The 15,198-nt window shown below is 42.9% G+C and carries 11 protein-coding genes; 9 read left to right on the plus strand and 2 right to left on the minus strand.

Features of this window, described 5'->3' with window-relative positions; all coding sequences use genetic code 11:
• Window positions 1–91: 91 nt before the first annotated feature.
• Window positions 92–2,053 carry a M1 family metallopeptidase gene (locus Q3A68_RS18805; protein WP_302902668.1) on the minus strand — a complete coding sequence of 654 codons (1,962 nt, stop codon included), beginning with the start codon at window positions 2,051–2,053 and terminating at the stop codon, window positions 92–94.
• A 166-nt stretch (window positions 2,054–2,219) separates the two neighbouring features.
• On the opposite strand from Q3A68_RS18805, the gene Q3A68_RS18810 reads away from it, so the two are divergent.
• Together Q3A68_RS18810 and Q3A68_RS18815 are read left to right on the plus strand one after the other, a co-directional pair.
• The gene (locus tag Q3A68_RS18810) at window positions 2,220–4,217 is read left to right on the plus strand and encodes a thioredoxin domain-containing protein (protein ID WP_302902669.1); all 1,998 of its coding nucleotides are present in this window, start codon (window positions 2,220–2,222) and stop codon (window positions 4,215–4,217) included.
• A 24-nt stretch (window positions 4,218–4,241) separates the two neighbouring features.
• Window positions 4,242–4,742 (plus strand): FKBP-type peptidyl-prolyl cis-trans isomerase, encoded by a 501-nt coding sequence (locus tag Q3A68_RS18815; protein ID WP_302902670.1) that lies wholly within the window; start codon window positions 4,242–4,244, stop codon window positions 4,740–4,742.
• Window positions 4,743–4,821: 79 nt separating this feature from the next.
• Here the strand turns inward: Q3A68_RS18815 and Q3A68_RS18820 are convergent, their stop codons facing one another.
• Window positions 4,822–5,523 carry a toxin-antitoxin system YwqK family antitoxin gene (locus tag Q3A68_RS18820; RefSeq protein ID WP_302902671.1) on the minus strand — a complete coding sequence of 234 codons (702 nt, stop codon included), beginning with the start codon at window positions 5,521–5,523 and terminating at the stop codon, window positions 4,822–4,824.
• 109 nt (window positions 5,524–5,632) lie between these two features.
• On the opposite strand from Q3A68_RS18820, the gene Q3A68_RS18825 reads away from it, so the two are divergent.
• The 7 genes from Q3A68_RS18825 (at window position 5,633) to Q3A68_RS18855 (ending at window position 15,087) form a co-directional block, all read left to right on the plus strand.
• Entirely contained in the window at window positions 5,633–6,199 is a 567-nt protein-coding gene (locus Q3A68_RS18825; RefSeq protein ID WP_302902672.1) for an acyl-CoA thioesterase, read from the plus strand.
• Between the two features lie 63 nt (window positions 6,200–6,262).
• Entirely contained in the window at window positions 6,263–8,179 is a 1,917-nt protein-coding gene (locus Q3A68_RS18830) for a tetratricopeptide repeat-containing sensor histidine kinase (protein ID WP_302902673.1), read from the plus strand.
• 154 nt (window positions 8,180–8,333) lie between these two features.
• On the plus strand, window positions 8,334–9,863 hold the full coding sequence (locus Q3A68_RS18835) for a TolB family protein (RefSeq protein ID WP_302902674.1): 1,530 nt from the start codon (window positions 8,334–8,336) through the stop codon (window positions 9,861–9,863).
• A gap of 30 nt (window positions 9,864–9,893) precedes the next feature.
• Window positions 9,894–10,817 (plus strand): sugar phosphate isomerase/epimerase family protein, encoded by a 924-nt coding sequence (locus Q3A68_RS18840; protein WP_302902675.1) that lies wholly within the window; start codon window positions 9,894–9,896, stop codon window positions 10,815–10,817.
• A gap of 175 nt (window positions 10,818–10,992) precedes the next feature.
• Complete coding sequence (locus Q3A68_RS18845; protein ID WP_302902676.1) at window positions 10,993–11,541, plus strand: gluconate 2-dehydrogenase subunit 3 family protein; 549 nt, start codon at window positions 10,993–10,995, stop codon at window positions 11,539–11,541.
• Window positions 11,534–13,249, plus strand: coding sequence for a GMC oxidoreductase (locus tag Q3A68_RS18850; protein WP_302902677.1), 1,716 nt, complete (start codon window positions 11,534–11,536; stop codon window positions 13,247–13,249). The genes Q3A68_RS18845 and Q3A68_RS18850 overlap by 8 nt, the downstream gene beginning before the upstream one ends.
• 155 nt (window positions 13,250–13,404) lie before the next feature.
• Window positions 13,405–15,087, plus strand: a complete 1,683-nt coding sequence (locus Q3A68_RS18855) for a GMC oxidoreductase (protein ID WP_302902678.1) — start codon at window positions 13,405–13,407, stop codon at window positions 15,085–15,087.
• Window positions 15,088–15,198 lie beyond the last annotated feature (111 nt).

Here is a 15,198-nt window from a genome sequence, read left to right on the forward strand (position 1 = left end):
AGTGTAATATCATTTAATGGGATAAAAAAAGCGATGGATTTCAAATCCATCGCTATCTAAGAAATTCGCACTAAAGACTAATGACCAATGGCTATTTCGTCGCTTTCCAAACATTATTCTTCAGATCAATATCCGGTAACTCATGACCTGGATCGAGGACGATGCCTTTAATCGCTGATTTGGATGGATATTTAAATTTCCATACACCGCCGCGCTGCCAAATATTTACAGGCAGGTGCAGTGTTTCGGTTGTGCCGTTTTCCTGCGTGACCAGCAGGTCAACAGGCATAGCCAGTTTCTCTTTATTTACAATGGTGATCAGTGCACCCTTTGCTGGATCATTTTGTATATAGCTTACAGATTGTACCGATTGATCTATCTTCCAGGTGGTAAAGAACCAGCCTTTCCAGAACCAGTTCAGGTCTTCGCCGGAAGCATCGTTCATGGCACGGAAGAAATCATAAGGCAGCGGGTGTTTGAAAGCCCAGTGCTTTACGTATTCGTTAAAAGCATAATCAAAACGCTCAGGGCCTAAAACTACATTACGCAGTATATCCAGACCTAAAGCTGTTTTAACATAATACTGACCATAATCATTCAGGCCTATAGCTTCAGGAGGGGTCATCAATGGGTCTTTGCTGTTTTTGAATTGACGCAAAATGGCTTGAGCGCGTTTTGCCGTATCATTGTATTCACCGTGGTTAAACTGCTCAGTAGCGTACTCGTTAATAAAAGTATTAAACCCTTCATCCTGCCACATATATTTACGTTCGTTCGAGCCGACGATCATCGGGAACCAGTTATGCCCGATCTCGTGTGTTACATCACCCCAAAGGCCGCCGTTTTTCAGGTCGCTCAGACAAAAAATAATGCCGGGATATTCCATACCTAAGGCTACGCCCGATACGTTTACAGCGGAATTCCACGGGTATTCAAAATATTTCTTGGAATAGATCTCCATGCTGTTTTTCAGGTATTCGGTTGAGCGGCCCCATCTGTCGTTACCCGAACTTTCAACCGGGTAGGCTGACATCGCAATGCCTTTTCTTCCTGAGGGGAAATTTACCCTTGCTGCATCCCAGATGAATGCGTTTGAGGCTGCCCAGGAAACATCGCGACTGTTCAGCATTTTAAAATGCCATGTCTTGGCGCCTTTTGCACTATTATTTTTACCAACTTCTTCGGGACTGGTGATCATTACAGTTTTGTCACTTTTTCGGGCCTCGGCCAGGCGATTCTGTTGCTTAGTCGAAAGCACCTGCTCGCCATTCTGCAAGTCGCCTGAACCAACAACGGTCATACTTGCCGGTGCCGTAATGTAATAATCAAAATCGCCATAGTCGCAGTAGAATTCGCCTAACCCCATGTAAGGCAGAGTGTTCCAGCCTTCAACGTCGTCATAAACGCACATACGCGGATACCACTGCGCAATCTCATACACATATCCATCTTTAAATTTCTTGCGGCCCATACGGTCGGCACCATAGAATGGCACAGAGAATGAATATTTAACTTTTACCTGAATCTTATCGCCTTTAGCACCCAACGGAGTGTATAGGCGTACCTGCATACGTGCATCGGTAATAACCGGGTCGACAGTATAAGTTTGAGTTTTGTAGGTTACTGAAACAGCCTCGATGTGATAACCGCCACGGCTAAATCCTTTTACGTCGAAACGGTCGCCGGTATATGGGGTAACATCGGCTCCACGAGAACCGGGTTTGAACAGGTTCTGATCCAACTGCAACCATAAATGATCCAGTTGATCGGGGCTGTTATTGGTATAGCTGATGGTTACTTCGCCAGTGATGGTCGTATCCTGCTGCGCTTCGTTAAGTGTTGCTTTGATTAAATAATCAGCACGGTTTTGCCAGTAATGCTCTCCAGGATTGCCGTTAGCCGAGCGGGTATTACCGCTGGTAACCGGCCAGGTAATCGGGCCAAACAAGTCCTGGTGGTCATATTTAATGGTATCGGTTTGCGCCGAGGCGTTAACGGCAATCAGCAGCATCAGGCCGATGCCTGCCACATGTTTTAATTTAAAACGGTTCATTAATTGAGAATTTGATAATCAGGAAGCAAAGAAACCAAATAAAATTGAGGAACTATCGATTTAGACGGGGGGAAGGTTGAAAATGTGATAATTGCACATTTTTAAAACTTTCGGATTACATAATTCTTGATTTGAATATGCACTTTCGCGTTTTAATTTTCCGTCTATGAACCGTCTCGCTAATTCTGCTTCACCCTACCTTCTGCAACACGCCAATAACCCGGTCGACTGGTATCCCTGGGGCGCCGAAGCATTGCAAAAAGCCAAAGAGGAGAATAAGCTGATCCTGGTGAGTATTGGTTACTCGGCCTGTCACTGGTGTCACGTAATGGAACACGAAAGTTTTGAGGATGAGCAGGTAGCTGCCGTAATGAACGAATACTTCGTTTGTATTAAAGTGGACAGGGAAGAACGGCCGGATGTTGACCAGATTTACATGAGCGCGGTGCAACTGATGACCGGACGCGGTGGCTGGCCATTAAATTGTATTTGTCTGCCCGATCAGCGACCCATTTATGGCGGTACTTATTTCCGCAAAAACGACTGGGTAAGCCTGTTGTTTAACCTGGCTGATTTTTATAAGCAAAAACCCAAAGAAGCGGAAGAATATGCAATAAAACTGACCGAAGGCATCCGGCAGTACGAGTCGGTGAAGTTTATTGATAGTCAGCCTGAATACACGAAGGATGACCTGGAAACCATCCTGAAAAATTGGGAGCGATATTTCGACAGGGTTGAGGGGGGGATAGGAAACGCACCAAAGTTCCCAATGCCGAATAACTGGCAATTCCTGATGCGTTATGCCTTCCTGATGCAGGACGACGATGTAGCACAGCAGGTTAAACTGACCCTGCATAAAATGGCCTTTGGCGGAATTTACGACCATATCGGCGGCGGCTTTGCGCGGTATTCGGTTGATGGTTACTGGCATGTGCCGCATTTTGAGAAGATGCTGTATGATAATGCCCAATTGGTTGCCTTATACGCTGAGGCAACTGTTTGGCAATATGATCCGCTATATCTTCAGATTGTGGACGAAACAATTGCATTCGTAAAACGGGAGCTTACCTCGCCCGAAGGCGGATTCTACTCAGCACTTGATGCTGATAGCGAAGGTGTTGAGGGGAAATTCTATACGTTTACCAAAAAAGAAATAGAAAAAATACTCGGCCCGGATGCTGATTTGTTTTGCATTTATTATCACGTGACCGATGATGGTAATTGGGAGGAAGAAGAAACCAATGTGTTCTTCAGAAAAGAAACCGATCAGAAACTGGCTGAAAAATTAGGTTTGGGTGAGAATGATCTGGTTTCTAAAATTAATTCATTAAGAAATAAAGTACTGGAAGCACGAAGTAAACGCATACGGCCAGGGTTGGACTACAAAATACTAACCTCATGGAACGGATTAATGCTGAAAGGGCTTTGTGAGGCTTACCGGGCGTTTCATAAACCAGAATATCTTGACCTGGCTTTACGAAATGCAAGGTTTATAATTGACAATATGATAATTGAAGGGGGAAGATTAAAAAGGATTGCCTCAGATCAGGAGGCATTCGCTTTCCTCGACGATTATGCCAATACCATCGATGCATTTATTGCTTTATACGAAGTGACTTTTGATGAGGAATGGCTGCAAAAGGCGAAAGATTTAACGGAGCAGGCTATAAAACACTATTACGATAAACAGACAGGCATATTTTATTTTACAGCTGCAGATGATGAGCAATTGATCGCCCGTAAGTCGGAGATCATGGATAGCGTGATACCGGCATCCAATTCGGTAATGGCCAATAATCTTAAAAAAGTGGGATTACTTTTTGATAATGAGGATTATAATGAAAAATCTGCCCAGCTTTTGCGGAATGTGGCCGGACAGATAGCCAAATATGGCTCATCTTATTCCAACTGGTGTTCGCTGCTGTTAATTGAAATATTTGGCATAAATGAGGTGGCAGTTGTAGGTGATAGGGCTGCGGCGCTGCGGGTTGAAATGGAAAAAAATTACATTCCCAATAAAATTATCTTGGGAGGTAAAAAAGGAAGTTTACCTTTGCTGCAAGACAAGTTTGCCGCTACCACCCGCATATTCATTTGTAAAGACAAAACCTGTGGTTTACCATCTGAAAATACCGAAGAAGCACTAAAACAAATCTGGAATTAAAATACTTATCAAAAAAAGATACAAATGAAGATTAAACCACAACACGTAGTGTCATTAACATATGATCTGTACGTTAAACAAGATAGTGGCATAGAAGAATTGGTAGAAAGCGCTACTGAAGAACAACCACTTGTTTTTTTATACGGTGCCGGACAAATGCTGCCCAAATTTGAAGAGAATTTAAATGAGCTTTCAACAGGCGATCCTTATGAGTTTCGCTTATCAGCAGAAGATGCTTACGGTAATTACGACGACGAAGCTGTAGCGAGCCTGCCGAAGGAAATGTTCCAGGGAACTGACATTCCTGAGATAGGAAGCATGCTGCCTTTGCAGGATAATCACGGCAATCATTTCCAGGGACAGGTTGTATCTATAGCTGAGGATTCAGTTATAGTTGACCTGAACCACCCAATGGCAGGCCAGGAATTACATTTTAAAGGGATGATCATCAATGTTCGCCCGGCTACACCTGAGGAGTTGTCTCATGGCCACGCCCATGGTCCGGACGGACACCACCACCATTGATTTCGAATATCAAATTTTCAATTTCGAATGTTGAATTAATATTTCATTATTCAGCATTCGAAATTCGGTGCTCATTATTTCAATAGCTCATAAACTCAAGCTCCCCATTTGTCCTGAGCACGCACCTGATGACGATGCGGGATACTACAGGTTCGCCATTATAGGTGGCTGGAATAAATTGCCTGTCTTCTTCCTTAAATAAATTAACATGCATGCTGATGGTCTGGTCGTATTGTATCAGCGAACAATTAGTGTGTACTTTAAAATCAGCCAATCTGCCCAAGGGACTTATCAGCAGTTCAACTAGAGCTACGCAGCCATATGTGCTATACTGATAAGGGTTAAATGGTGGTTGATATAATCCCAGGTAAGGCAGGTAGCCAAAATACCTGCCTCCGACTTTTATCGGTTTCGTTACTTTGTCGGAATCCGATATTTCTTTATCGACGCCATAATAAAAATCAGAAGATTGCATAAACTCTTTAGCCTCGTATTTGAACGTTTTATTGTCATAATCATATACCTGCATTAGCTTTCCTTTTGGGTCATAAAATCGCCATGTTCCGGTTTTGATGTTATTCGTATAACTACCCTGAGCTACGGGCACCCGGCGCCTGTACAAAGCCTCATAAGAGCCGTTTCTTATCTCAGGCTTATCCTTCAGCACATGGAATTTCTCGATAACGTTATCATTGAGTCTGTTCTTTTTTTCGATCGTCTCCTGGGCAAAGCAATCGGTCAGATAGAAAAGAAAACAAACAAATAGCAGAAAATTCTTCAAAATTGGTCGTCGGTTTATGGCAATAATAGGGATACTTTCGGTATTTTGAAAGCTAAAACAACCAACAACTACAACCAATAATCACTAAACTTGTAAACAAAATGCAGACATGCTAATCACCGACGATCAATCAAACTACAAACCGGTAAGTTTTTCGCAAACCACTATTACTGAATTGATGATCCCTTCTTATTCCAACTTTGGTGGTAAGATACATGGCGGTATCTTATTGTCACTGATGGACAAAGTGGCTTATGTATGCGCGGCAAAGCATGCAGGGAATTACTGCGTAACAGCTTCTATCGATACCGTGGATTTCTTGCAGCCAGTTGAAGTTGGCGATTTGGTATCATTAATGGCATCCGTCAACTATGTAGGCAAGACCTCATTGGTGATCGGTATCCGGGTAGAATCAGAGAATATTAAAACAAATAAAGTTTACCACACAAATACCAGTTATTTTACGATGGTAGCCAAAGACGAACAAAATATGCCTGTGGTGGTACCCGGTTTAATATTAGAGAACAAGGAACAGGTAAGGCGCTTTGTCGAAGCCAAACGCCGAAGGTTGTTGAAACAAAACTACAAGCGCGAGGCGAGTGAAATAAAAGTGCCTGAAAGCGAGGAGCAATGCATGGAAATGCTGGCAGATGAGCGTTGCATCGTATCTTCCTAAAATGTATCTTTGAGCAGGGGTATTTCCACAAACTATTGGTTGTTTTTTACCGTATTAAGTTAAATGAAGATTTTTATTGGCCTGGTACTGACGCTGCTGGTACAAAAAGTAGCTTTTGCTGATAGTACTGTGCCTGCACCCTCCCCAAAGGATACTACTTATGCGGCCCAAAAAACAATAGATGATCTTAATGATGTGGCTTATGGCTTGTATCTAAATGCTCCCGATTCAGCCCGCGCTATTGCAGAAAAGGCACTCCTTTTGGCAGAAAAATCGAAGTATGAAGCAGGTATTGGCCGCAGCTTCCTAAACATTGGGCATGTATACTGGTCCCAGTCGTATTATGCTATGGCACTGGTGTTTCTTAATAAGGCGCTGATCAATTTACCCAAAGAAAAGCCCTTATTATTGGCTGACTGTTATGAGTTGCGCGGCCGTACCTACGCAGAACTTGGTAATTACAAAGACGCGCTCAATAACTTGCTGATTGCTGAAAAATATGCCGGCGATAATAAAGACGAATTGGCCGAAGTGCATAGTGAGCGTTCATATACATATATGCTGCTTAAAGATTACGACCGGGCTATAAGTGAAGCAAACCAATCGCTGGCTTTAAATAAAATCTCCAAAGACTATAAAAATACAGCTGTCATTTACGGCCGCTTAGGTAGTATTTACCTATATACCAAAAATTATAAAGCGGCACTGGCCTATTCTGACACTGCATATCAGATGAGCCAAAAGGTAGGTAATAACCGTCTGCGGGCAAAAACGTTGGTCGGCTATGCCACAATTTATAACCTGCTGCACAGTTATGACAAAGCCATACCTTATGCCAAACAGGGAGCGGCCCTGGCCGATAGCATTGGCGTAATGGATGCCATATCAACAGCATACCGGGAAATGGTAACCAGCTATGAACAAAAAGGCGATCTGAAACAAGCGATGGTCTATCAAAAGAAATACATCGCCATTAAGGATATGCTGAACAGCTTCTACCGGTCTAAAAATTCGGAATTAATCCAGAGCTATTTCGAATTGGATAACCGCCTGGATGCAATAGCCAGCTTTGAACGTAATGCCAAGCAAATAAAAGCCAAGATGCAGTTTCAACGCATCATTATTATTTCGTTGAGCCTGTCTTTGCTGGCTGTTCTTACATTATTGCTGATCACCTACCATTTTTATAGACAGAAGAAGGATCTAAACGACGAGTTGAACAAAAAGCATGATGCTTTGCTGGAACATAAAAAACTTATTGAGGCTCAGACAGAGAATCTTCAGATGATCAGTAAAATTAAAGACAAGTTACTGGCAGTTATTGGTCATGACCTGCGTACGCCGCTGGCTAACCTGCGCAATATGGTTGAAATGTTTGAGGCTGATTATATTTCGGCAGACGAGATTCATTGGCTGATGAAAGATATAAACCCGCTGGTAAAGAGCGCAGAATTAACACTATCGAACCTGATGGAATGGGCCGGAAGCCAGATTAAAGGACAGAGTATTAATTCAACCAGGCTGGATATATTTCTGCTGGGGGTTGAAATGGAGCAAACCTTTAACCATGCACTTCATCGTAAAAATATTGAATTTCTGAACCAGGCTACAGCAGGCCAGTCGGTAATGGCCGATGAGAATCATATTAAGGTAGTATTGCGCAACCTAATTAGCAATGCCATTAAATTCACCGATGCCAAAGGGACGATTAAACTGAATTCGGCCTATAAGGAAAATAAGGTGATCATCAGCATACAGGACACAGGCAAGGGAATGACTGCCGATGAAATAAGTAAATTGTTTTACCCGCAAACACATTTCTCGCAGCCGGGTACATTAGGCGAACAGGGCACAGGAATAGGTTTGCTGTTGTGTAAAGAACTTGTGGAGCTAAATGGTGGAAAAATGTGGATCAACTCAAAGCCGGGTAAAGGGAGCACCTTCTTTTTTAGCTTACCGCTTAATGCAGAATATGCCTGATCTGAATTAATGGGTTAAAATGTAACAAGAGAGATACAAACCGTATCTCTCTTGTTATTTTATGCAAATTGATAGCGCGTTCTGTAGCTTTTATCAATGTAATTTATAATTTAGTGAACCCGATTATTTAATTTAAGCCAAACACCCTTCCCAAATGAAAAATAAGACGCTCAGATGGCTGACTTGTGCTTTTTTTAGCTTAGTACTTTTAGGTGCCAATGCCTATGCTCAGGTAGGTATATTTGATAATCAGTCTGATGTTGGCCCGGTTAAGCATCCGGGAACCGCTTCGTTTGATACAGCTACCCAGCAATATACCCTTACAGGAGCGGGTGCCAATATTTGGGGCACGCATGATGAATTCCATTTTGCATGGAAGAAGATGAAAGGTGATTTTATCTTAAGGGCCAATGTTGCATTTATCGGAAAAGGGGTAGAGGATCATAGAAAAATAGGCTGGATGGTGCGTTCATCACTTGATACCAATTCAAAACATATTAATGCTGTATTACATGGCGATGGCTTAACTTCCTTACAGTTCAGACGAACAGTTAGTGGAACAACGGAAGAAAAGAAATCAACGTTGACTCATGCCGATATAATTCAATTGGAAAGAAAAGGAAGCTCTTATGTCATGTCGGTAGCTCATAAAGGAGAAACATTTGTAAGCGAAAAACTGGACGACCTTGATTTGGGTGATGATGTGTATGTAGGGATATTCATTTGTTCGCACAATGTTGATGTGACGGAGAAGGCCACTTTTGATAATGTACGTATTGTTGTTCCGGCGGGGAAAGATTTGGTTCCCTACAGAGACTATTTAGGGAGCAGTATCGAAATACTCGACGTAGAAAATCAGACCAGTAAAGTAATTTATCAGATACCAAACTCATTACAGGCACCAAACTGGTCAAAGGATGGTAAATCACTTATTTATAATCGTGAAGGCAAGTTATACAATTTCGATCTGGCTTCCGGGACACCAAAAGAGATCAATACAGGTACCGCAAATAAAAATAATAACGACCACGTAATTTCATTCGATGGGAAAATGCTGACCATTAGCAGCGGGAATGGTGAGAATGGCGCCTCGTTGGGCTTTACGGTGCCAATAGGTGGAGGAGAAGCAAAGCAGATCACACCAACCGGCCCGTCATACATGCATGGCTGGTCGCCCGATGGTAAATACATTGTTTTTTGCGGTGAACGGAACGGAGAATATGATGTCTACCGTATCCCGTCAAAGGGAGGCCCTGAAGTGCGGTTGACGACCACAAAGGGGTTGGATGATGGCCCGGAATATAGCCCCGATGGTAAGTATATTTATTTCAATTCGGTACGCAGTGGTTTGATGCAGGTATGGCGCATGAAGGCTGATGGCAGCGCGCAAACTCAGTTAACCAACGACGATTTTAATAACTGGTTCCCGCATATTTCGCCTGATGGTAAATGGATCGTTTATATTACCTTTCTGAAGGACGAAGTTACGCCAGCCGATCACCCTTTTTATAAGCATGTTTATTTAAGAATAATGCCGGTTGGGGGCGGTCCGTCAACAGTAGTAGCTTATCTGTATGGAGGGCAGGGGACTATCAATACCCCATCATGGGCACCGGATAGCAAGCATTTGGCATTTGTGAGCAATTCCAATTTGTTATTCCCGGTATTCCCGATAGGTCAATAGAATTATTTAACCAATTATAAACGCATAAAAATGAATACTTCACGCAGAAATTTTATCAAAAATACCAGCATGGCAGTAGCAGGCGCTGCTTTGTTGTCAAAATCAGGTGATCTGTTTGCATCATCCCCTAAAAAAATTGTACGTGTTGGCGTACAGCTTTATTCCGTGCGCGATGCTATGCACACTGATCCGAAAGGTTCATTGAAGAAGCTGTCCGATATGGGGTATATTCATGTTGAACATGCCGACTATATTGACAGGAAGTTTTATGGTTATAGCGCAAAGGATTTTAAAAAAATATTGGGCGACCTGGGCCTGCAAATGAACAGCGGTCACGTAGTAATGACTGAAAAGGATTGGGATACATCAAAAAATGACTTTACTGATAAGTGGAAATATACTATCCAAGATGCAGCAGAAGCAGGACAACGTTATTTGGTGAGCCCCTGGCTGGATGAAAGCCTGCGCCATGACCATGATAAGTTAAAATGGTTTATGGACTTATTCAATAAATGTGGTGAACTGGCGCAAAAGTCAGGTGTTCAGTTTGGATACCATAATCATAATTTTGAGTTCAGTACCAAGGTAGGCGACGGTACCTTGTACGATTTCATTCTGGCTAATACCGACCCTAAATTGGTAGCACAGCAAATGGACATCGGCAATATGCTTGGTGCGGGCGGTATAGCTTTGGACCTGATTAAAAAATACCCGGGCCGTTTTGAGCTGATGCACGTAAAGGACGAAATAAAAAGCACAACAGGTGGCGGTATGGATGGTTACGACAGCACCATACTTGGTCAGGGTGTAATGCCGGTAAAAGATATCGTAAAGGAAGCCAGAAAAAATGGTGGTACTTCCCAATTTATTATTGAACAAGAATCTTATCAGGGTAAAGATCCGTTCGATTGTGTAAAAATTGATTTACAAACCATGAAAAAGTGGGGATTCTGACCCATTTTCGTGTAAATTAGACACTTAGTTATCACGCAAAGAAATTCAGGAAGATAAATCCATATTTTTCTGAATTTTTTTCCGTTTCTGTTTTAATAATGTCAATTATACATCTATATTGTGCCCGGCTATTTTTGAGAGAAAAGCCCAACCAATTTAGTAACCAATTTTAAAGATGGACAGGCGTACAGCGATCCAGAATCTGGCTTTAGTGATAGGTGGTGCAGTGCTTTTACCCCGTTGTTCCAAAAGCAATCCATCCGCTCATTTTAAACATTTTGATATCACATTCGATCAGCAAACACTGATAACCGATATTGCTGAAGTTATTATTCCAAAAACTAACACACCCGGCGCCACCGATTTGAACCTGTATGGCTTTGTTATGAAAATGGTGGATGAGTGCACCAAAAAGAAAGACCAGGAAGCATTTTTGAAAGGCATGGCTGAGTTTGAAGATGTGCCGAAAAAGATGTTTAGCAAGCCCTTTGCCGAGTGTAATAAGAAAGAAAAGGAAGATGTGCTGAAAAGTTTTGAGAAAAAAGATAATTCTTATTCTAAAGAACTACAGGCATTTTACCAGACTGTAAAAGGATTGACGGTGTTTGGGTATACCGAGTCGAAGTATTTCATGACTAAAGAAATTGTTTATGAATTGGTGCCTGGTAGATACAATGCATGGTATCCGGTAAAAAATGGGAAGGCAGTAGCGAAGAATGGCTAATTTAAATATAGATAGCGCTAAAGAACGCACCTTTGATGCGATCGTGATAGGCTCGGGGATGAGTGGCGGATGGGCAGCAAAAGAACTAACCGGCAAAGGACTGAAGACGTTGATGCTGGAGCGTGGCCGTGACGTAAAACATCTGAAAGACTATCCGACGACCAACATGTATCCCTGGGAGTTTGAACACAGGGGAGAGGTACCGATGGATATACAAGAAGCCAACCCGGTAGTGAACCGCTGCTATGCTTTCAAGGAAGACGCCATGCACTTTTTTGTAAAGGATAATGAGCATCCTTATGTACAAACAAAGCCCTTCGACTGGATACGCGGTTACCAGGTAGGTGGTAAATCCCTTCTTTGGGCGCGTCAAACCCAACGCTGGAGCGATTTTGACTTTGAAGGTCCTGCACGCGACGGCTTTGCAGTTGATTGGCCTATACGCTATAAAGATATTGCTCCATGGTATAGCTACGTCGAAAAATTCGCTGGTATTTCAGGCAATAAAGATGGTCTGGATGTGCTGCCTGACGGTGAGTTTTTGCCCGGGTTCCCTTTAAATGCAGTTGAAACTTATTTCAGCAAGCACGTTAAAGAAAAATATAAAAACCGCCATGTAATTAGTGCGCGTTGCGCTCATTTGTCGACTCCTAATCAGATACATCTGGATCAGGGGCGTGCACAGTGTCAAAGACGTACCCTTTGCCAGCGCGGATGTCCCTTTGGGGGATATTTCAGTGCTAATGCATCAACCATTCCATGGGCGTTAAAATCAGGTAATCTTACCTTACGGCCCTTCTCAGTAGTACAATCCATAATTTATGATGAGCAAAAAGGCGAGGCTAAAGGCGTTCGTGTAATAGATACTAATACCAAAGAAACTATAGATTATTACGCCCGCATCATTTTCGTAAATGCCGCAGCTTTAAATACCAATCTTATTTTGCTAAACTCTACTTCACATCGTTTTCCTAATGGTTTGGGTAATGACAGTAGTGTATTGGGTAAATATGTAGCTTTCCATAATTATTCTGCACATATCAGTGCTGAGGTTGAAGGTTTTGAAGAATGGGCTACAGACGGTCGTAACCCGGCAGGCGGCGGTTATATCCCACGTTTCAGAAATGTATTTAAACAGGAAACTAATTTTCTGCGTGGGTATGCCTGCGGTTTAGGCGCTTATCGTGGTTATAAACATAGCCATGAAGATGTAGGCCAGGATTTTAAAGCCGGCCTGTCAAGCAAGGAATATGGGCCATGGTATGTAGGGTCACACATGATGGGTGAAACTATTCCGAAAGAAAGCAATTTCGTGGCACTTGATTCGAGCCGGAAAGATGCCTGGGGAGTACCTCTGCTCAAAATCTCTGTCGAATATGATGATAATGATATGAAAATGCAGAAGGATTACGTAGAGCAGTTGACGGAAATGTTTACCAGTGCAGGTTTCAAAAATATTAAGGCGGAGACTGATCGCCGGGCACCCGGTTTGGACATTCATGAGATGGGTGGCGCCAGAATGGGCCTTGATCCGAAGACTTCGGTATTGAACAATTGGAATCAGATGCATGCCTGTAAAAATGTTTTTGTAACGGATGGTGCGAGCATGACGTCTACTTCATGTCAGAATCCGTCACTCACTTATATGGCGTTGACAGCAAGAGCGGCGGATTATGCTATTTCTGAGATGAAAAAGGGCAATATTTAGGTCGGTTTTTGGCCTCAAGAGCTTATATAAAATGGGGTAAAATCACCCATAGGGCTCTAAAAAGCCAATATTGTGTTAAAAAAACACAATGATACATAGGAACGAAATTTATTTTTTATACATTAGTCGGACTAACCAATTTTAACTAAAAAATCATGTCTACAAACACATATGACGCGATCGTCATTGGCTCAGGTATCTCGGGCGGCTGGGCAGCAAAAGAGCTTACTCAAAAAGGATTGAAGACCATAATGCTCGAACGTGGTCGTAACATCGAACACGTTAAGGATTATGTAAACGCCAATAAGGCTCCATGGGAATTTGAACATCGTGGTGGGCGGACGCAAAAGATGATCCATGACTATCCGGTCCTGAAAAGAGATTATCCGCTAAATGAAACCAACCTTGATTACTGGGTAGATGAAAAAGAAAGCCCGTATGTAGAAGTAAAACGGTTCGACTGGTTTCGTGGTTACCACGTAGGCGGCCGTTCGCTGATGTGGGGCCGTCAAAGCTACCGCTGGCACGATACAGATTTTGAAGCTAACTTGAAAGATGGTATTGGTACTGACTGGCCTATCCGTTATAAAGACCTGGAACAATGGTATACCTATGTAGAGGGTTTTGCTGGCATTTCTGGTAATAAGGACAACGTGCCTATTCTTCCCAATGGCAACTTTATGCCGCCAATGGAAATGAACTGCGTGGAAAAGGACGTGGCTGAGCGTTTCAATAAATTCTATAAAGAACATAACCGTTATATGATCATTGGCCGTACTGCCAATATCACCAAGCCGCTTCCGGGCCGTACTAACTGTCAGTATCGCAACAAATGCTGGTTAGGCTGTCCGTTCGGAGCATATTTCAGTACACAGTCATCAACCTTGCCTGCAGCTGTGGCAACCGGTAACCTGACCGTAAGGCCATGGTCTATCGTTACCAAGATATTGTACGATAAAGACACCAAAAAGGCAAAAGGCGTTGAGGTGCTGGACGCAGAAACTAACAAGACTTATGAGTACTATGCAAAAATCGTTTTCGTAAACGCTTCAGCATTAAACTCTGCATGGGTGTTGATGAACTCTGCAACCGATATCTGGCCTGATGGTTTGGGCAGCAGCAGCGGTGAGCTTGGACATAACCTGATGGATCACCACTTAGGCGTAGGTGCCGGCGGTGTGATTGAAGGATACGAAGACAAATATTACTTCGGCCGTCGTGCTAATGGTATTTATATTCCACGTTTCAGAAACCTGAACGGCGAAAAACGCGATTATATCCGCGGATTTGGTTATCAGGGTGGCGGAGGCCGCGACGAGTGGGGCAGAAGCATTCCTGAAATGAGCATTGGAGGTGCATTTAAAGATGCTTTATCAGAGCCAGGACAATGGACTTTCGGTATGGGTGGCTTTGGCGAAACCTTGCCGTATCATGAAAATCGTGCTTACCTGGATAAAGACAAAAAAGATAAATGGGGGCTCCCTGTATTGGCCATTGACGCTACCTGTAAGGATAATGAGCTGAAAATGCGTATCGATATGGCTAATGATGCTAAAGAAATGCTGGAAGCAGCCGGTGTGAAAAATGTGCATACGTTTACCAGCGAGCCTGTATTGGGCCGTGGAATCCACGAAATGGGAACCGCTCGTATGGGCCGTGATCCTAAGACTTCTGTATTGAACGAATGGAACCAGGTGTGGGATGCTAAAAACGTGTTCGTTACGGATGGCGCAGCTATGGCATCAACTGCCTGCCAGAACCCATCATTAACTTACATGGCATTAACAGCCCGTGCTGCTAACCATGCAGTGGAGGAACTTAAGAAAGGGAATATTTAAGTTAGAGATCAGTTAATCAGAGATGAGTTAATTAGGTGAAGTTGATATCGAATATAAGATATCACTTAATCACCTTAATCAACGGTCCAATCACTAATTCACTAATTCAGT

Origin of the sequence: Mucilaginibacter tolerans, from assembly GCF_030519375.1 — a bacterium.
In the GTDB taxonomy this organism is placed as follows: Bacteria; Bacteroidota; Bacteroidia; order Sphingobacteriales; family Sphingobacteriaceae; genus Mucilaginibacter.